Raw genomic sequence first — 18,444 nt, 5'->3', positions numbered from 1 at the left:
CAACCATGAGTAGTGAAATCGACCTTATCGAGGCCATGCTGCTGGCGGACCTCGTAACCGAGTTGCCGCATGCCGTGCGCTTGCAGCGTCTGGTCGCCAGCCTGCGCGCGAGTTTCTCCTGTGGCGCCGTCGCCCTGCTCAAACTGGAGGACGAGGGGCTGCGGCCCGTTGCGGTTGATGGACTGGTGCGCGAGGCGCTCGGACGCCGCTTCATGCCGGCCCATCATCCGCGCCTTGCAGCCATCCTCGCCCGGCGTGACGTCACCACGTTCGATCACGACAGCGCCTTGCCGGATCCTTACGATGGATTGCTCGACAGCCACGTCGGTGCGCCCTTGCCCGTGCATGACTGCATGGGCGTGAGCCTGCACGTGGACGGACAGCCCTGGGGGGTACTCACTCTGGATGCGCTGCGCACCGGGACGTTCGGCGATGCTGCGTACGATCGGCTGCGGCGCTACACCGTGTTCGTCGAGACCGCTCTGCGCGTTACCAGGCTCGAACAGGACGTGCACGCGCTGCGCATCTCGCGCAGTTCTTCCGATCGCATGTCGGGGGCCGGACTTGCCCGTGGTGTCGAGGAAATCATCGGGCAGAGCGCGGTGGTGACGGATCTGCTGCGCGAACTGGAAGTCGTGGCGGAATCCGATCTGCCCGTTCTCCTGCTGGGAGAGACCGGGGTAGGCAAGGAACTTTTCGCCCGCTATCTTCACCAGCGCTCACAACGCGCTGATCGCCCCCTGGTCCATGTCAACTGCGCGGCACTGCCGGAGTCTGTGGCCGAAAGTGAGCTGTTCGGTCATGTGAAGGGGGCGTTCTCCGGGGCGACGACCGATCGCCCCGGGCGCTTCGAGGCGGCTGATGGTGGAACGCTCTTCCTCGACGAAGTGGGCGAACTGCCGTTGTCGATTCAGGCCAAGCTGTTGCGCGTGCTGCAGAACGGGGAGATCCAGCGGCTCGGTACCGATCAGCCGCGGCGCGTCGATACCCGCATCATTGCGGCGACCAACCGGAACCTCGGAGACAGCGTGCGCGAAGGCCTGTTCAGGGCCGATCTGTATCACCGGCTGTCGGTCTATCCGGCCCCCATTCCGCCATTGCGGGAGCGCGGCGCGGACGTGCTGGTGCTGGCAGGCCACTTCCTTGAGCTCAACCGTGCGCGCCTTGGATTGCGCAGCCTGCGCCTGACGCGGGATGCCGAAGAGGCGCTGTGCGCCTACCGTTGGCCCGGAAACGTACGTGAGCTGGAACACGCGATCAGTCGTGCGGCGCTGAAAATGGTCAGTCGCGGGGCTCAACGAAGCGAAATCGTCTCCATCCCCGCTTCTGCACTGGACATCGGCCATCATCAGCCGGGCGGCGGTCCGGCCGACGTGCTCGCAGGCGATGAGGCCGGTGAGCCCGGAATACGTCCGCTGCGTCTCGTGACCGATGCGGCGCAGCGGGCGCATCTGCGGCGGGCGCTGCAGGCCAGTTCCGGTAACTGGGCGCAGGCGGCACGCCTGCTGGAGCTGGATCCGAGCAACCTGCACAAGCTTGCCCGCCGTCTGGGCTTGAAGTGAGCGCCCTGTCACGCCGCGCCTCCGTCCGATGCGGCCGCGCTCGGTCGCCGGATTGCTGCGCGTCAGGCTGAGCTCTGCGCGCACGCCTCTAAGCGAGTCGAGGCACGCGTTCGACTGGAGTCCTCCTTGAATCGGGCGTGCCCGGTGCAGTGAATGCCTCGTGAGCGCAGTGCTGCGACGGACGCCTTGACTCAGTCTGGATCGCTTTCCGGTTGATCTTTGTCAACCCAGATATAGCGTTGTACCTGAATATCGGCCACTACATATAGTGTTCGGAGTTCAGGAATGGTCGGTCAGTCGTGTCCAGTGTCCTTCCCGGAAGCCATCGTAAAGCGCTGCGGAACACGCGTTCCCTTCGATGCCGAACGAATCAGGCTGGCCATCCTCAAGGCAGGCCGCGCCAGCGGAAGCTACGATGCGGACGAGGCGTCCCGTCTGTGCGAGCAGGTGGTGCGGGTGCTTGGGTACCGATATCCGGCCGGCGCACCCGAGGTGGAGCAGATCCAGCACACGGTCGAACACGTGCTGATATCCGCCGGCCATATCGACACCGCGCGTGCCTACATCGCGTATCGCGACCAGCACCAGCGGCTGCGGGCGGATCGCCGTACGCAGGTCGACGTCGAGAGCAGCATGAACGAGTACCTCGATCGTCGCGACTGGCGTATCAACGCGAACGCGAACCAGGGCTTCAGTCTTGGCGGCCTCATCCTCAACGTGTCCGGCAAGGTGACCGCCAACTACTGGCTCTCGCATGTCTATCCGCCGGAAGTGGGAAGCGCGCACCGGGACGGCGATCTGCACATCCACGACCTCGACATGCTGAGCGGGTACTGCGCTGGCTGGTCGCTGCGCACCTTGCTGCACGAGGGCTTGAACGGCGTGCCCGGCAAGGTCGAGGCCGGGCCGCCGCGCCATCTGTGGTCTGCCGTCGGGCAGATCGTGAACTTTCTCGGCACCTTGCAGAACGAGTGGGCCGGCGCGCAGGCATTCTCGTCCTTCGACACCTATATGGCGCCGTTCGTGCGCAAGGACGGGCTGAGCTATGACGACGTCCGGCAGGCGATACAGGAGATGGTGTTCAGCCTCAACGTGCCGTCACGCTGGGGCACGCAGACGCCCTTCACCAACCTGACCTTCGACTGGGTGTGCCCGGAAGATCTGCGCGAACAGATTCCGGTGATCGCGGGCGAAGAGATGCCGTTTACCTACGGCGACCTGCAGGTCGAGATGGACATGATCAACCGCGCCTACATCGAGGTGATGAGCGAGGGCGACGCTCGCGGACGCGTGTTCACCTTTCCGATTCCCACCTACAACATCACGCCCGATTTCGACTGGCACAGCGAAAACGCGGAGCGCTTGTTCGCGATGACGGCACGCTACGGCCTGCCTTACTTCCAGAACTTCATCAATTCCGAACTGAGCCCGAACATGGTGCGATCCATGTGTTGTCGCCTGCAGCTCGACCTGCGCGAACTGCTCAAGCGCGGCAACGGACTGTTCGGCAGCGCAGAGCAGACCGGCAGCCTGGGTGTGGTGACGATCAACTGCGCCCGGCTCGGCTACCTGCACGCAGGCGACGAGGCGGGGCTCCTGTCAGCGCTCGATCGCCTGCTCGAACTGGCGCGCGACAGCCTCGAGATCAAGCGCAAGGTGATACAGAGGCTGATCGACGACGGACTGTTTCCCTACACGCGACGCTACCTCGGCACTTTGCGCAATCACTTCTCCACCGTCGGGGTGAATGGCATCAATGAAATGGTGCGCAACTTCACGCGCGACCACGACGACATCACGACGCCCGCAGGCCATGCGCTCGCGCTGCGGCTGCTCGACTACGTGCGCGCGTGCATCGTCGTCTTCCAGGAGCAGACCGGGCATCTGTACAACCTCGAAGCAACGCCGGCGGAAGGCACGACCTACCGCTTTGCCCGCGAAGACCGCAAGCGCTGGCCCGACATCCTGCAGGCCGGCAGCGCCGACAAACCGTATTACACCAACTCGTCGCAGCTGCCCGTGGGCTACACCGACGATCCGTTCGAGGCGCTGGCGAGGCAGGAGTTGCTGCAGTCGAAGTACACCGGCGGCACCGTTCTGCACCTGTACATGAGCGAACGCATTTCCAGCAGCGACGCCTGCCGCGAACTGGTGCGGCGAGCGCTGACGAACTTCCGCCTGCCGTACATCACCGTCACGCCGACCTTCTCGATCTGCCCCCGCCACGGCTATCTGGACGGCGAACACGAGTTCTGCCCGCATTGCGACGAAGACATCCTGCGTCGCAAGCGGGTGCAGCCCCCGCGCCAACCTCAACCCGAAGGAGAACACGATGCACGCGACACAGCCCCTGCATGAACTTGCCGGACAGACGACCGCAACGCTGCGCGATGACGAGCGCCAGCGCTGCGAGGTGTGGACCCGCGTGATGGGGTATCACCGCCCGGTGGCCAGTTTCAATATCGGCAAGCAAGGCGAACACACGCAGCGCCGCTTCTTCGTCGAGCAGGCGGATGCAGGCTGAGCGGCACGACGGTCTGCGAGTGGGCGGGCTGACACGCTTCACCACCATCGATTTTCCGGGGCGCCTGGCGGCGGTGGTGTTCTGCCAGGGCTGCCCCTGGCGGTGCACCTACTGCCACAATCCGCACCTGTTGCCGGCCAGATCCGCCGCCGGCCTGCGATGGGAGGACGTGCTCCGCTTCCTGTCCGGTCGTCGCGGTCTGCTCGACGGTGTGGTGTTCTCGGGCGGTGAGCCGACGACGCAGGCAGCCCTGCCCGATGCGCTTCGTGCGGTGCGCGAACTGGGTTTCGCGGTGGGCCTGCACACCGCCGGCATGCATCCGCGCCGCCTCGCGAGCGCGCTGCCCTGGCTCGACTGGGTCGGTCTGGACATCAAGGGCCCATCGCACGCCTATGCGCGGATCACCGGTCGTATGCACAGTGGTGCAGCGCCTTTCCAGTCGCTGAAGCTGCTGATGGACGCCGGTGTGGCACATGAAATCCGTTGCACCTGGCACCCGGATCTGCTGTCGATCGAGGATATCGACAAGCTGTGTATCGAACTGCGCTGCCTGGGCGCTCAGCCGCCGGTGCTCCAGCACTGTCGACCGGTCGCCGGAAAGGGCGGGCTGCGGACGCCGAACGAGGATGACACGCGGTACCTGACCGACCGCGTGCGCGCCCATTTCGGCGTCTGTCATTCGCGCTGAGGCGCGGCAGGAGATCAGGGGCCGGCTAGATCAATCCGCGCTCGACCGCGATGACGGCGACCTGCACGCGCGAACTGACGCCCAGCTTGCGCAGGATGTGCTGCACGTGGATCTTCACCGTGGTTTCGGCAATGCCGAGGTCGCGGGCGATCACCTTGTTGCTGTCGCCGCGGGCGATGCCGCGCAGGATGTCGGTCTCGCGCGGCGACAGCGCGCCGCCCTGCGCGGCCGGTTCCGCGGCGGACGGCGCCGGTGCGGCTGACTGCCGGAAAACTTCCACCAGCTTGCCGGTCATTTCGTCGGCCACCACCGGCTCGCCGCGCATCGCGCGGTGGATGGCCCGCGACAGTGCCTCGCCCTCCATCGTCTTCAGCAGGTAGCCACTGGCGCCGGCGCGCAGCGCGGCGGCAAGATCCTCGCCGTCCTCGCTGATGGTGAGCATGATCAGGCGTGCCTGCGGGGCCGCCTCGCGCAGCGCCGGCAGCGCGTCGACGCCATTGACGCCGGGCAGGTGGTTGTCGAGCAGGATGACGTCGGGCTGCAGCGCCTCGGCGCGCCGCTGCGCCTCGCCGGCGTCGGCCGCGTCGCCGACGATCTGCAGCAGCGGATCGCGCGACAGCAGCGCGGTGAGGCCACGACGGAACAGGGTGTGGTCGTCGACCAGCAGGATGCGGATCGGGCTCTCGGACGTGCTTTTCATGACGCGGCCTGCATGGGCTGGAGGTCGAGCAGTGTAGGGTCGCTGGCCGGCAGCGTCAGCACCACCGAGGTGCCGCGGCCGGGGGTCGAGAACACCTCGATGCGGGCGCCTATGCGCGCGGCGCGTTCGGTCATGATGCGCAGGCCGACGTGGGTTTCGTCCGGCGGGCCGCCCTCGGTGGAAAAGCCGCGACCGTCGTCGCGCACTTCGAAGCGCCACTGCGGCTGCTGCTGCACGTCGAGCCAGACATGGCTGGCGCGCGCGTGCTTGCGTACGTTCGACAGGGCTTCCTGCACGATGTGCAGCACCTGTATCTGCACGTCCGGCAACAGCGGCAGACCGTGGTCGCGCATCGCCAGCGAGGCGCGGACGCCGCTCTGGTGCTCGAACTTGCGCAGCGTCGACAGCAGGGCGGCCTCGATGTCCTCGGCATTGGCGCGGGTGCGGAAGTGCAGCAGCAGTTCGCGCACGTCGCCCGAGCTTTCGCGCAGGCCGGCATCGAGTTCGTCCAGCATCGCGCGCGCGCCGGCTTCGTCGTGCGTGGCCAGCGCCTCACGCATCATTTCGACCTGCATCTTCATGAAGGCCAGCGACTGCGCGATCGAGTCGTGCAGTTCGCTGGCCAGGAAGTTGCGCTCCTGCGATACCGCCGCCTCGTTCTGCAGCGCGTTCAGGCGCAGGTTCTCCATGCCGCTGGCCAGGTGGGTGGCCAGCGCTTCGAGCAGCGAGCGCGCGGGCGCCGACAGTTCGACGCTGGCATGGAAGAACAGGTCGACCTCGCCCATCAACCTGTCCTTCAGGCGGATCGGAACCGAAACCAGGGTTTCGAAGCCCGCCTCCCCGCAGTACTGCAGCGCCTCGCCGCCCATGGTACGGATCGGAATGACACGCGCGAAGGGCGGGGCGTCCGGCGCGCCGCAGTGGCATTCGTGTGCCTTGAGGCAGCGTTCGCCGTCGGTCATGTAGGCCGGCAGCCCCTGCGAGGCGAGCAGCAGATAGCGCTGGTTCGATTCGTCGGACCAGCGCAGCGCGACGCCGTCGGCGTGCACCGCGCGCGCGACGTACCCGACGAAGCCGCGCGCCAGTTCTTCCAGCGAGCGGGCGGTCGCGATCAGCGAGGTCACTTCATACAGCGCCTCCAGCCGCTCGCGCTTTTCCTGCAGCTCGGCCGTCTTGCTCGTCACCTTCGCTTCGAGATTGCGGTACATGGCCTGTATCTGTTCCGCCATGTCATTGAAGCCGTCAGCCAGCGTGCCGAATTCGTCGCTGCTGCCGCGTTCGACGCGGGCGCCCAGATCGCCCTGCTGTATCCGTTCCAGCGCCTGCTTGAGCTGCCCCACCGGTTCCAGAACGAACAGGTAGCCGATGTAGAGCAGTACCGCCGCACCGATCACCGCCAGCGCCATCGTTGCGAGTTGCAGCAGGTTGAGCAGCGCTGTCCAGTGCGACATGTGGTTCTCGATGCCGGCCACCAGTGCGTCGATGCGTCCGGTGAAGCGCGCGGTGTCGTCGCGCAGACCGTCGGTGCCGCGTGGCGCGGCGTCGAGCCAGCGCTCGCTGTAGATGCGCCAGTCGCCACGTACCTGATCGAAGCTGCGCCGGATGTCGTTGTCCAGCGGCATGAACAGCGGGCGTTCCGGGTCGCCGGCACGCAGCAGTTCAAGACTGCGGTCGAATTCGCGTCGTGCGTGCGGCAGCGCGTCGCGCTCGCCGGTGGCGACCAGCAGCGACATGCGGTAGGCCTGCATGCGCATGCGCCCGGCCTCGTTGACGGCGGCAGCGCCGCCGTCGAGCTGCCAGGACATCCACAGCGTGAGCGTGATCGACAGCAGCGCGAGCAGGGCGAACGGCGCCGCGGCGACCGCCAGCTTGGCGCCCAGCCCCCAGTGTTCTCGTTTCGACATGTGTCCGAGTGTAGGGGCTGTGCGTGCGAATTTCGAGGTCTACGACGTGATCGACGTCAAGCGATCTTGCCGCGCACTTATTTCCTTGTACTATCCGCGAGACCGGAACGCCTCCTCTTCCTGCCACTCGAAGGTGCGAAGATGGCCGCTTCCGGTGCGTGCAGCAGCGCCGCAGCACGCCGGCCCCGAGCCAGAACCCCGCTCGTCGTTTCGCTCCTGGAGAAATGGATGACCTTGTTGAGAGGCCTCCTGACCGGTTTTTTCGGCCCGCTCCGCACACCCGCTCGCTCCCGCGCGCGCCTGGCGCTTGGCGTGTTTGCGCTCTGGGCGCCCGGCGCCTTATTCCTGATCGACCACCCGTGGGCGGCGCAGGGCGGCTGGCTGGTCTGGTGCGTGGCCTGCGGCGTCTGGCTGGTGCGTACCGTTCCGATGCTGCCGCCGGCCGAGCCCTTGCCCGCTCCGGCCGACGATACGGCCGAACTGCTGCACGAGTTGCCGATGCCCGCCTGCATCTGCTCGCTGCCCGGCGGCGGCATGCGCGTGCTCAATGCGGCGCTCGCCTCGATGGCCAACGAGTCGGCCGATGCACTGCAGGGGCGCAGCATCGTCGAGTTCTGCCAGACTGCCGAGGACAGATCGCGCGTGGTCGAGGTGCTGGCGCAGGGACGCGGCACCGACGATGTCGAACTGCCACTGCGCCGTCGTGACGGTTCGGTGCGCTGGGTGTCGGCGGCAACCCGTCCGGTTTCCCATCAGGGGCAGCCGGCACTGCTGGTCATCTGCCACGACATCACCGGACACAAGCAGGCCGAACGTTCGCTCGCCGCCAGCGAGGAACGCTTCCGCGTGCTGCTCGGCGCGCTGTCGGAGGCGGTCGTGCTCTACGACGCGCAGGCCCGGGTGCTGACCAGCAACCGTTCGGCCGAATCCTGTGCCTGGCTTGACGCGGCTCACGCCGGCCTGCCCGGCGGCGGCGACGAATTCACGCTGTGCGACGAACAGGGGCGGTCGCTGGCGCGCGACATGCATCCGGTCATCCGCTCGCTGGCCGATGGTCTGCCGGCGCGCGACGTGGTGATCGGTGCCGAGAGCGCGTCCGGTCAGATGCGCTGGCTGACCGTGAACACGCAGCCGCTGTTCCACGCCGGCAGCAAGCGGCCGTACGCCGTGGTGGCGTCCTATTCCGATCTCACCGCGCGCATTCGCGCCGAGCGCGCGCTGCGCGCCAGCGAACAGCGCTACGCACTGGCACTGCGCGGCATGAACGAGGGCCTGGCCGAATGGATTACCGGCAGTGACCGCATGTATGTGTCGCCGCGACTGTCGCAGATCATGGGTTACGACGCCGGCGGCCGCCGCATGCGCGTGCGCGAGTTCGTCGCCGGCATCCATCCGCACGACCGCAAGGCCTGGTCGGCCATGGTCGCCAGCCACCTGAAGGGGCGCAGCGACCACTTCCAGCAGGAACTGCGCATGCGCCATGCCGACGGCGGCTATCGCTGGTTCCTGCTACGCGGCGTCGCGCAGCGCGACGCCAGCGGGCGCAGTAGCCGCGTCGTTGGCACGGTGGCCGACATCACCTTGCGCAAACGGCTGGAAGAGGTCGATGTGGCCGAGCGCGAACTGCTGTCACTGATCGCTGCGGCGATGCCGCTGAGCGAAGTGATGTCGCGCTTTGCACGGCTGGTGTCCGGTCTGCTGAACGAGGATTCGATCTGCGCGGTGCTCACGCTGACGCCTGGCACCGCTGCCGTGGTCGATGTCGTCGGCGCCAATCTGCCGCCTGCGCTGGCCGACTGGCTGCGGCGCGGTCCGGCCGGTGCCGACCATGATGGGCGCCTTCTCGAAACGCTGGCGGGGCGCCGTCCGCTGCTGTGCGAGGATGTTCAGGCGTCGCCCGATCTCGAGGGCTGTCGTGCGCTGTTCGCCGCCGAGGGCGTGCGTGCGCTGTGGGCGCTGCCGCTGGCGGCGCAGGACGGCGCGGTGCTGGGCGGACTGATCATTCTGCACCCGCAGGCCTGGCGGCCCGGGCGGGCGGACGAGAACGTGATCGAACGGCTGGTCGACATTGCCCAGCTGGCGCTCGAGCGGGCGCGCGCCGAGCGCCAGGTGCGCGAACTGAACGAATCGCTGGAGCGCCGCGTGGCCGAGCGCACCACGCTGCTGGAGCAGGCAAACAGCGAACTGGAAGCCTTCTCGTACTCGGTGTCGCACGATCTGCGCAGCCCGCTGCGGGCGATCAACGGCTTCGCGCACCTGCTGGCCGAGCACGCCGGCGCGGTGCTGGACGACGAGGGGCGCGACATGCTGGAGCGCATACAGCGCGGCGCCTCGCGCATGGGTCTGCTGATCGACGACATCCTGCATTTCTCGCGGGTGTCGCGCGTCGACATGGCGCACAGCGAAATCAATCTGGATACGCTGGCGGCCAATGTCGTCGCCGATCTGGCCGAACAGTACCCGGCGGCCAGCGTCGAACTGTCGCCGCTGGGGCATGCCAGCGGCGACCAGTCCATGCTGCGGCAGGTGTTCGTGAACCTGATAGGCAATGCGCTGAAGTTCTCGTCGCGCAGCCCGCAACCGCGGGTCGAGGTGTTCGTCGAGAACCGGCGCGGCATCGCGGCGATCTGCGTGCGCGACAACGGGGTCGGCTTCGATCCGGCCTACGCCGATCGCCTGTTCGGCGTGTTCCAGCGCATGCATGGCGCGGAGGAATTTCCGGGCACCGGGGTGGGGCTGGCCATCGTCAAGCGCATCGTCGAGCGGCACGGCGGCGTCATCGGCGTCGAGGCGGCGCCGGGGCGCGGCGCCACCTTCCGATTTACGCTGGCAGGCTTCCGTCCGTTCGACCAGGCGGACGCGGTGCCGGCCGGTGAGAAAGCGAAGCCCGGTGCGGTGTCGCGCACCGGAACCTGAAGACTGCAGATGCGAAAACGGAGCGGTCCGCCAGGGCGGAGCGCTCCGTTGGGTCGGGGCGTAAGTTGTGTCAGCCGATCAGCCGGGTCAGTGCCTCACGGTACTTGTCGCCGGTGCGCTGGATGATGTCGGCCGGCAGGCGCGGGCCCGGCGCAGTCTTGTTCCAGTCCAGCGTTTCCAGGTAGTCGCGCACGAACTGCTTGTCGAAGGACGGCGGGTTGCTGCCTTCCTGGTACTGGTCGGCCGGCCAGAAGCGCGACGAATCCGGGGTCAGCGCCTCGTCGATCAGGATGAGCTCGCCGTCCGCGTCCAGACCGAATTCGAACTTCGTGTCGGCGATGATGATGCCGCGGCTGCGTGCGTAATCCGCTGCCGCGCTGTACAGCGCGATCGCGGTGTCACGCACCCTGGCCGCCATGCCGGCACCGATCAGCGCTTCGGTCTGCACGTAGCTGATGTTCTCGTCGTGGTCGCCCACCGCCGCCTTGGTGGCCGGCGTGAAAATCGGCGACGGCAGTTTCGAGGCCATGCGCAGTCCGTGCGGCAGCTGCACGCCGCACACCGCGCCGGTACGCGAGTAGTCGCCCCAGCCGGAGCCGATCAGATAACCGCGCACCACGGCTTCGATCGGCAGCGGCTTCAGGCGCCGGACCACGATGGAACGGCCTTCGACCTGGTCGCGCTCGTCCGCGGTCACCACCGACTCCGGCGCAATGCCGGTCAGGTGGTTGGGCGAGACGGAGGCCAGCCTGCCGAACCAGAAGTTCGAAACGGCCGTCAGCACCTTGCCCTTGCCCGGAATCGGGTCGGGCAGGATGACGTCGAACGCCGACAGGCGATCGGTCGTGACGATGAGCATTTTCTCGTCGTCGATCGCGTAGATGTCACGGACCTTGCCGCGGGCAATCAGCGGCAGGCTCTTGATGCTGGATTCGAACAGTGCGTCGGCCATTTCGGTCTTCGGTGCGGTCGTCGGTAAGGATCAGTTGACGGTCTGGGCCAGCTTGCCGCTGGCGTACATGCGGGCGATCTCGTCGAGCGGGATGGCCTTGATCTTGCTGCCCTGGCCCTCGCAGCCGAACTGCAGATAGCGTTCCTTGCACACGGCCTTGGCGGCTTCGCGCGCCGGCTTCAGCCATTCGCGGGCGTCGAACTTGTCCGGGTTCTCGGCCAGGAACTTGCGCACCGCGCCGGTCATCGCCAGACGGATATCGGTGTCGATGTTGATCTTGCGCACGCCGTACTTGATCGCTTCCTGGATTTCCTCGACCGGCACGCCGTAGGTTTCCTTCATCTTGCCGCCGTACTGGTTGATGATGGCCAGCAGTTCCTGCGGCACCGACGACGAGCCGTGCATCACGAGGTGGGTGTTCGGAATGCGCTTGTTGATCTCCTTGACGCGCGAGATCGCCAGGATGTCGCCGGTCGGCTTGCGGGTGAACTTGTAGGCGCCGTGGCTGGTGCCGATGGCGATGGCCAGCGCGTCCAGCTGGGTGGCCTTGACGAACTGGGCGGCTTCTTCCGGGTCGGTCAGCAGCGACGAGTGGTCGAGCTTGCCTTCGGCGCCGTGGCCGTCTTCCTCGCCGGCCATGCCGGTCTCCAGCGAGCCGAGGCAGCCCAGCTCGCCTTCGACCGTAACACCGACCTTGTGCGCCATCTCGACCACGCGGCGGGTGACGTCGACGTTGTAGTCGAAGGAGGCCGGCGTCTTGCCGTCTTCCTTCAGCGAGCCGTCCATCATGACCGAACCGAAGCCCAGATCGATCGCGCCCTGGCAGATCGCCGGCGACTGGCCGTGATCCTGGTGCATCACCAGCGGGATGTGCGGATAGGCTTCGACCGCGGCCTGGATCAGGTGCTTGATGAAGCTCTCGCCGGCGTACTTGCGGGCACCGGCGCTGGCCTGCAGGATGACCGGAGCGCCGACTTCGTCGGCGGCGCTCATCACGGCCTGCACCTGCTCGAGGTTGTTCACGTTGAATGCCGGCAGGCCGTAGCCGTTTTCGGCGGCGTGGTCGAGCAGTTGGCGCATGGATACCAGAGGCATGAGTTTCTCCTGCGAGTTCAGATTACGGTGGAGAGTTGACGATACTCCCCGACCTTGACGATTTTCAGTGTATTGGTACCGCCCGGAACGCCAATAGGCTCGCCGAAGGACAGCACGATGAGGTCACCGACCTTCACGGCACCGCTGCGCAGCAGTTCTGCCTCGGCGTCGAGCAGCATGCGGTCGCGATCGGCGTCGGGATCGAGCTTGATCATCAGCGGCGTCACGCCACGGTACATCGACAACTTGTAACGGGTGCGCACTTCCGGTGTCAGCGCGTAAATGGGCACGCCGCTGTTCAGGCGCGACATCCACAGCGAAGTCGAACCGGACTGCGTCAGCGTGGCGATCGCCTTGACCTTCAGGTGGAAGGCCGAGAACAGCGCGGCCATTGCGATCGACTGGTCGATGCGGGTGAACACGCGCTGCAGGAATTCCTGGTCCAGCTTCACCTCGGCCGACTTCTCGGCCTCGATGCAGATGCGGCTCATCGCCTCGACCGTCTCGACCGGGTACTGGCCGGAGGCGGTTTCGGCCGACAGCATGACGGCGTCGGTGCCGTCGAGCACCGCATTGGCGACGTCCGACACCTCGGCACGCGTGGGCACCGGGCTGCTGATCATCGATTCCATCATCTGCGTGGCGGTGATGACCAGCTTGTTCATTTCGCGGGACACGCGAATGATGCGCTTCTGCATCGCCGGTACGGCCGCGTCGCCCACTTCGACCGCGAGGTCACCGCGCGCCACCATGGCGCCGTCCGACGCTTCGAGGATTTCCTCCAGCGCCGGGATCGCCTCGACACGCTCGATCTTGGCGATCAGCTGGGCGTTGGAACCCGCTGCGCGCAGCAGGTCGCGAGCCTGCCTCATGTCGGCGCCGCTCTTCGGGAAGCTCACCGCGACGAAGTCAACATTCAGCGACGCCGCGATCTTGATGTCTTCCATGTCCTTCGCGGTCAGCGCCGGCGCCGACAGGCCGCCACCCTGGCGGTTGATGCCCTTGTTGTTCGACAGCTCGCCGCCGTGGCGCACCGTGCAGTGGATCTGCGTGTCGGTGACCGCCTTCACGTCCATCACGATGCGGCCATCGTCGAGCAGCAGTACGGCGCCCGGTTCGACGTCGTTCACCAGTTCCGGGTAATCGAGGCCGACATGGTCGGCGTCACCCAGCTGGCACTCGATGTCGAACACGAACTTCTGTCCGGCCTTCAGCAGCACCTTGCTGCCGGCGAACTTGCCGACGCGGATCTTCGGGCCCTGCAGGTCCGCCATGATGCCGACCGTGCGGCCGACCTTGGCGCAGACCGCGTGCAGCGTTTCAACGCGCGCACGGTGGTCGTCCGCCTTGCCATGCGAAAAGTTGAGCCGCACGACATCGACCCCGGCCTCGACCAGACGGGTGAGCGTGGCCAGGTCGCTGGAAGCGGGGCCGAGTGTGGCGACGATTTTGGTGAAGCGATGCATGGCTGGGCGGACTCCTCGTTGTTTTGTATGCGCGTTCTGTGATGTTCAGCCGTTGGCGCGCTTGAGCAGGATATCGACTGCCGGCAGCGTCTTGCCCTCGAGGAATTCGAGGAAGGCGCCGCCGCCGGTCGAGATGTAGCTCACCTGGTCGGCAATTCCGTATTTTGCGATGGCGGCGAGCGTGTCGCCACCACCGGCGATCGAATAGGCCTTCGATTCGGCAATCGCGCGCGCCACCGTTTCGGTGCCGTGACCGAATGCGTCGAACTCGAACACGCCGACCGGGCCGTTCCACACTATGGTGCCGGCAGCCCGCAGCGTTTCGGCCAGCTTGGCCGCGGCCTTCGGTCCGATGTCCAGAATCATGTCGTCGTCGGCCACGTCATCGACCGCCTTGACGGTCGCCTCGGCGTCGGCGGCAAAGGCCTTCGCACATACGACATCTTCCGGCAGCGGCACGTTCGTCTTGGCCATCACGCGCTTTGCGGCGTCGACCAGATCGGCTTCGGCCAGCGACTTGCCGATCTTCTTGCCGGCGGCCAGCAGGAAGGTGTTGGCGATGCCGCCGCCGACGATGAGCTGGTCGACCTTGTCGGCCAGATTCTCCAGCAGCGTGAGCTTGGTCGATACCTTGGAACCGGCGACGATGGCCGCCAGCGGGCGGGCCGGCTGGCCCAGCGCCTTGCCCAGTGCGTCGAGCTCGCTCGCCATCAGCGGGCCGGCGCAGGCGATCGGCGCGTACTGTCCCATGCCGAAGGTGGTCGCCTCGGCGCGGTGAGCGGTGCCGAAGGCGTCGTTCACCCACACGTCGCACAGCGCGGCGAGTTTCTTCGACAGCGCGTCGTCGCACTTCTTCTCGCCCTTGTTGGCACGACAGTTCTCCAGCAGCACGACTTCGCCCGGCGCGACCTGTACGCCGTCGGTCCAGTTGGCGACCAGCTTCACTTCGAAGCCCAGCAGTTCGGACATGCGGCGCGCGATCGGCGCCAGCGAGTCTTCAGGCTTCAGTTCGCCTTCGGTCGGGCGACCGAGGTGGGAGGTGACCATGACGGCGGCACCGGCGTCGCGGGCGGCGCGTATCGCCGGCAGCGAGGCGCGGATGCGCGTGTCTTCGGTGATGTTGCCGGCGTCGTCCTGCGGCACGTTGAGGTCGGAGCGGATGAATACCCGCTTGCCCTTGAGATCGAGATCGGAAAGTCGCTTGAACTGCATGATGAATCCTCCGCGCGGTGCGTGATGAGCGTGATCGAGTGGATTTTCGGGAAGGGGAAAAACGAAGCGGGGCAGGGGCGCACGCGCCCGAACCCCGCTCGTCGATGCCGTGTCCTTACTTGGCGCTCATCAGCGCGACGGTGGTGTCCAGCATGCGGTTCGAGAAGCCCCACTCGTTGTCGTACCAGGACAGCACCTTGACCAGCTTGCCGTCGGCCGACACGCGGGTCTGGGTCGAGTCGAACACGCTCGAACGCGGGTCGTGGTTGAAGTCGATGCTCACCAGCGGCAGCGTGTTGTAGCCGAGGATGCCGGCCAGTTCGCCTTCCGAGGCGGCCTTCAGGATGGCGTTCACTTCATCCACCGTGGTGGCGCGCTTGGCCGTGAAGGTCAGGTCGACCACCGACACGTTGATGGTCGGCACGCGCATCGCGAAGCCGTCCAGCTTGCCGTTCAGCTCCGGCAGCACCAGGCCGACCGCGGCGGCGGCGCCGGTCTTGGTCGGGATCATCGACTGCGTGGCGCTGCGGGCACGGCGCAGATCCTCGTGATAGACGTCGGTCAGCACCTGGTCGTTGGTGAAGGCGTGGATGGTGGTCATCAGGCCGGTTTCGATGCCGATCTTGTCGTTCAGCGGCTTGGCCAGCGGCGCCAGGCAGTTGGTCGTGCAGCTGGCGTTCGAGATGACGGTGTCGCTGGCCTTCAGCACGCCATGGTTCACGCCATAGACGACGGTGGCGTCCACGTCCTTGCCGCCCGGGGCGGAAATGATCACCTTCTTGGCGCCACCCTTCAGGTGGGCAGAGGCCTTTTCCTTGGTGGTGAAGAAGCCGGTGCATTCCATCACCACGTCGACGCCCAGCTCGCCCCACGGCAGCTCGGCCGGGTTGCGGTTGGCCAGCACGCGGATCTTGTCGCCGTTCACCACCATGTAGTCGCCGTCGACGCTGACCGTGCCCGGGAACTTGCCGTGCGCGGTGTCGTACTGCGTCAGGTGCGCGTTGGTCTTCGGGTCGCCGAGGTCGTTGATCGCGACGATTTCGATGTCGTGGCGCTTGCCGCCTTCGTAGTGCGCACGCAGCACATTGCGGCCGATACGCCCGTAACCATTGATCGCAACCTTGATCGTCATTTCAGCAACTCCCTCTCCGTTGGGTGTGGATTCAAGAAAAGTCTTCGATTGTGCGGCGCAACTTGTGGCTGCGCTGCGCCTAAATTGGCATTTGGAAACGCAAACGCGGCGGATGGAGACTCAATCCCGCCGCGTCGGCGCTTACCTGCCAAGCAGTTGTCGTGCCGCCTGCGCCACCGCGTCTGCGGTGATGCCGAAAGCCTTGTACAGCTCGCCCGCCGGAGCGGACTCGCCGAAGTGGTCCAGACCCACCACCGCGCCTTCGAGGCCGACGTACTTGCGCCACAGATCGGTCACGCCCGCTTCCACCGCAACGCGCGGAACGCCGCGCGGCAGCACGGTTTCACGCCAGGCGGCGTCCTGACGGTCGAATACCGAGGTCGACGGCATCGACACCACGCGCACCGTGATGCCTTCCGCTTCCAGCGTCTTCTGTGCGGCCAGCGCCAGAGATACTTCCGAGCCGGTGGCGATCAGCACGGCTTCCACCTTGCCGGCCGCATCGGACAGCACGTAACCACCGCGCGCGATGGCGGCGGTGGTCGCGGCGTCGCGCGGAACGTGCGGCAGGTTCTGGCGCGAGAACATCATCGAGGTCGGGCCGTCGGCACGCTTGATCGCGCTGGCCCAGGCCACGGCGGACTCGACCGTGTCGCACGGGCGCCATACGTCCATGTTCGGCATCAGGCGCAGCGTGGCGGTCTGTTCCACCGGCTGGTGGGTCGGGCCGTCTTCGCCGAGGCCGATCGAGTCATGCGTGAACACGAACACCTGACGCACCTTCATCAGCGCCGCCATGCGCAGCGCGTTGCGCGCGTACTCGGAGAACATCAGGAAGGTGGCGGTATAGGGGATGAAGCCGCCATGCAGCGCAATGCCGTTGGCGATGGCCGCCATGCCGAATTCGCGCACGCCGTAGTAGATGTAGTTGCCGCCCGGGTTCTTCGGCGAGATGCCCTTGGAGCCGGACCACAGCGTCAGGTTGGAGCCGGCGAGGTCGGCCGAGCCGCCCAGCAGTTCCGGCAGCGCCGGCGCGAGGGCTTCGATGCAGTTCTGGCTGGCCTTGCGGCTGGCGATGTTCTCGGCCTTGCCGTCGAACTTGGCGATCGTGTCGGCAACCACCTGTTCGAAGTTCTCGGGCAGCGCGCCGCGCATGCGACGGGTGAATTCGGCGGCCAGTTCCGGGTGTTCTGCGCTGTAGGCGGTGAAGCGGGCAGACCATTCCTCTTCCGCCTTCTTGCCGGCCGGTCGGCCGTCCCAGGCGGCGTACACGTCGGCCGGAATTTCGAACGGTGCGTGCGTCCAGCCGATGTGGGCGCGCGCAGCCTCGATTTCGGCAGCGCCGAGCGGCGCGCCGTGCACGTCGTGACCGCCGGCCTTGTTCGGCGAACCGAGGCCGATCACCGTGCGGCAGCAGATCAGCGTCGGGCGGGCGGTGTCGGCCTTGGCGGCGCGGATGGCGGCGTCGATGGCGGCCGCGTCATGGCCGTCGACCGCCGGGATGACCTGCCAGCCGTAGGCTTCGAAGCGCTTCGGCGTGTCGTCGGCGAACCAGCCCTTGACGTGGCCGTCGATCGAAATGCCGTTGTCGTCGTAGAACACGATCAGCTTGCCCAGACCCTGGGTGCCGGCCAGCGAGCACGCCTCGTGCGAAATGCCTTCCATCAGGCAGCCGTCACCGGCAAAGGCATAGGTGTAGTGGTCGACCACGCTGTGGCCGGGGCGGTTGAACTGCGCCGCCATCGCCCGTTCGGCGATGGCCATGCCGACCGCGTTGGCCAGACCCTGGCCCAGCGGGCCGGTGGTGGTTTCGACGCCCGGCGCGTAGCCGTGCTCCGGGTGGCCCGGCGTCTTCGAATGCAGCTGGCGGAAGGACTTGATGTCGTCGATCGACAGGTCGTAGCCGGAGAGGTGCAGCAGCGCGTACAGCAGCATCGAGCCGTGACCATTCGACAGCACGAAGCGGTCACGATCAGCCCAGTTCGGGTTGGCCGGGTTGTGCTTCAGGTGGTGACGCCAGAGCACTTCGGCGATCTCTGCCATGCCCATCGGGGCGCCGGGGTGACCGGAATTGGCTTTCTGCACGGCGTCCATCGCCAGGGCGCGGATTGCGCCGGTGATCGGGTTGAAGCCTGCTTTCGGGGTGATGGAGGGCGCGCTCATCAGAGGGGGTTCCGGCCGGAAAAACCCGCAATTATCCGCGAAAACAAGGGGTCACGCCAGCCGTGCTGCGGCGCAGGAAGGGCGCGGATCTGCCGGGGATCGGGTCTGAGTGGTGGCGGCAACAGGGGCG

The 18,444-nt window shown here is 66.6% G+C and carries 13 protein-coding genes; 5 read left to right on the top strand and 8 right to left on the bottom strand.

What is annotated here, in order from left to right; translation table 11 throughout:
- The first annotated feature begins 5 nt into the window (after positions 1 to 5).
- From norR to WJU27_RS11805, 4 genes are all read left to right on the top strand, one after another.
- On the top strand, positions 6 to 1,562 hold the full coding sequence (norR, locus tag WJU27_RS11820; protein WP_341422227.1) for a nitric oxide reductase transcriptional regulator NorR: 1,557 nt from the start codon (positions 6 to 8) through the stop codon (positions 1,560 to 1,562).
- 285 nt (positions 1,563 to 1,847) lie between these two features.
- Positions 1,848 to 3,920: a ribonucleoside triphosphate reductase gene (locus WJU27_RS11815; protein ID WP_341422226.1), complete on the top strand. Its 2,073-nt coding sequence runs from the start codon at positions 1,848 to 1,850 to the stop codon at positions 3,918 to 3,920.
- Positions 3,895 to 4,086 carry an anaerobic ribonucleoside-triphosphate reductase gene (gene nrdD, locus WJU27_RS11810; RefSeq protein ID WP_253892843.1) on the top strand — a complete coding sequence of 64 codons (192 nt, stop codon included), beginning with the start codon at positions 3,895 to 3,897 and terminating at the stop codon, positions 4,084 to 4,086. Before WJU27_RS11815 ends, nrdD begins: the two co-directional genes overlap by 26 nt.
- Positions 4,076 to 4,774, top strand: a complete 699-nt coding sequence (locus WJU27_RS11805) for an anaerobic ribonucleoside-triphosphate reductase activating protein (RefSeq protein WP_296809272.1) — start codon at positions 4,076 to 4,078, stop codon at positions 4,772 to 4,774. The genes nrdD and WJU27_RS11805 overlap by 11 nt, the downstream gene beginning before the upstream one ends.
- Before the next feature lie 25 nt (positions 4,775 to 4,799).
- On the opposite strand, the gene WJU27_RS11800 is transcribed toward WJU27_RS11805, so the two are convergent.
- The gene (locus WJU27_RS11800; protein ID WP_341422225.1) at positions 4,800 to 5,474 is read right to left on the bottom strand and encodes a response regulator; all 675 of its coding nucleotides are present in this window, start codon (positions 5,472 to 5,474) and stop codon (positions 4,800 to 4,802) included.
- Positions 5,471 to 7,378: a type IV pili methyl-accepting chemotaxis transducer N-terminal domain-containing protein gene (locus WJU27_RS11795; RefSeq protein WP_341422224.1), complete on the bottom strand. Its 1,908-nt coding sequence runs from the start codon at positions 7,376 to 7,378 to the stop codon at positions 5,471 to 5,473. Before WJU27_RS11795 ends, WJU27_RS11800 begins: the two co-directional genes overlap by 4 nt.
- A gap of 312 nt (positions 7,379 to 7,690) precedes the next feature.
- Between WJU27_RS11795 and WJU27_RS11790 the strand changes: the two genes are divergently transcribed.
- Entirely contained in the window at positions 7,691 to 10,294 is a 2,604-nt protein-coding gene (locus WJU27_RS11790; protein WP_341422223.1) for a PAS domain S-box protein, read from the top strand.
- 70 nt (positions 10,295 to 10,364) lie between these two features.
- Here WJU27_RS11790 and WJU27_RS11785 read toward each other — a convergent pair whose 3' ends face one another.
- The 6 genes from WJU27_RS11785 to tkt all read right to left on the bottom strand — a co-directional run bounded on the left by WJU27_RS11785 (position 10,365) and on the right by tkt (position 18,314).
- Positions 10,365 to 11,246, bottom strand: coding sequence for a phosphoribosylaminoimidazolesuccinocarboxamide synthase (locus tag WJU27_RS11785; protein WP_341422222.1), 882 nt, complete (start codon positions 11,244 to 11,246; stop codon positions 10,365 to 10,367).
- Positions 11,247 to 11,276: 30 nt separating this feature from the next.
- On the bottom strand, positions 11,277 to 12,341 hold the full coding sequence (fba, locus tag WJU27_RS11780) for a class II fructose-bisphosphate aldolase (protein ID WP_020163513.1): 1,065 nt from the start codon (positions 12,339 to 12,341) through the stop codon (positions 11,277 to 11,279).
- A 17-nt stretch (positions 12,342 to 12,358) separates the two neighbouring features.
- A complete protein-coding gene (gene pyk, locus WJU27_RS11775; protein ID WP_020163514.1) occupies positions 12,359 to 13,807 on the bottom strand; it encodes a pyruvate kinase in 1,449 nt (482 codons plus the stop codon).
- 45 nt (positions 13,808 to 13,852) lie between these two features.
- A complete protein-coding gene (locus WJU27_RS11770; RefSeq protein WP_341422221.1) occupies positions 13,853 to 15,019 on the bottom strand; it encodes a phosphoglycerate kinase in 1,167 nt (388 codons plus the stop codon).
- A gap of 115 nt (positions 15,020 to 15,134) precedes the next feature.
- Positions 15,135 to 16,151 carry a type I glyceraldehyde-3-phosphate dehydrogenase gene (gap, locus tag WJU27_RS11765; RefSeq protein WP_020163516.1) on the bottom strand — a complete coding sequence of 339 codons (1,017 nt, stop codon included), beginning with the start codon at positions 16,149 to 16,151 and terminating at the stop codon, positions 15,135 to 15,137.
- A gap of 141 nt (positions 16,152 to 16,292) precedes the next feature.
- Positions 16,293 to 18,314, bottom strand: coding sequence for a transketolase (gene tkt, locus WJU27_RS11760; protein ID WP_296809289.1), 2,022 nt, complete (start codon positions 18,312 to 18,314; stop codon positions 16,293 to 16,295).
- Positions 18,315 to 18,444 lie beyond the last annotated feature (130 nt).

It is taken from the genome of Methyloversatilis sp. NSM2 (assembly GCF_038066675.1).
Classification (GTDB): Bacteria; Pseudomonadota; Gammaproteobacteria; order Burkholderiales; family Rhodocyclaceae; genus Methyloversatilis; species Methyloversatilis discipulorum_A.
The sequence above is the reverse complement of the archived record's forward strand: the minus strand, read 5'-3'. Positions and strand labels throughout refer to the sequence as shown.

Excerpts from the sequence above, each read along its gene's own strand:
- norR (WP_341422227.1), top strand. The coding sequence starts at position 6 with ATGAGTAGTGAAATCGACCTTATCGAGGCCATGCTGCTGGCGGACCTC.
- WJU27_RS11815 (WP_341422226.1), top strand. The coding sequence starts at position 1,848 with ATGGTCGGTCAGTCGTGTCCAGTGTCCTTCCCGGAAGCCATCGTAAAG.
- nrdD (WP_253892843.1), top strand. The coding sequence starts at position 3,895 with ATGCACGCGACACAGCCCCTGCATGAACTTGCCGGACAGACGACCGCA.
- WJU27_RS11805 (WP_296809272.1), top strand. The coding sequence starts at position 4,076 with ATGCAGGCTGAGCGGCACGACGGTCTGCGAGTGGGCGGGCTGACACGC.
- WJU27_RS11800 (WP_341422225.1), bottom strand. The coding sequence starts at position 5,474 with ATGAAAAGCACGTCCGAGAGCCCGATCCGCATCCTGCTGGTCGACGAC.
- WJU27_RS11795 (WP_341422224.1), bottom strand. The coding sequence starts at position 7,378 with ATGTCGAAACGAGAACACTGGGGGCTGGGCGCCAAGCTGGCGGTCGCC.
- WJU27_RS11785 (WP_341422222.1), bottom strand. The coding sequence starts at position 11,246 with ATGGCCGACGCACTGTTCGAATCCAGCATCAAGAGCCTGCCGCTGATT.
- fba (WP_020163513.1), bottom strand. The coding sequence starts at position 12,341 with ATGCCTCTGGTATCCATGCGCCAACTGCTCGACCACGCCGCCGAAAAC.
- pyk (WP_020163514.1), bottom strand. The coding sequence starts at position 13,807 with ATGCATCGCTTCACCAAAATCGTCGCCACACTCGGCCCCGCTTCCAGC.
- WJU27_RS11770 (WP_341422221.1), bottom strand. The coding sequence starts at position 15,019 with ATGCAGTTCAAGCGACTTTCCGATCTCGATCTCAAGGGCAAGCGGGTA.
- gap (WP_020163516.1), bottom strand. The coding sequence starts at position 16,151 with ATGACGATCAAGGTTGCGATCAATGGTTACGGGCGTATCGGCCGCAAT.
- tkt (WP_296809289.1), bottom strand. The coding sequence starts at position 18,314 with ATGAGCGCGCCCTCCATCACCCCGAAAGCAGGCTTCAACCCGATCACC.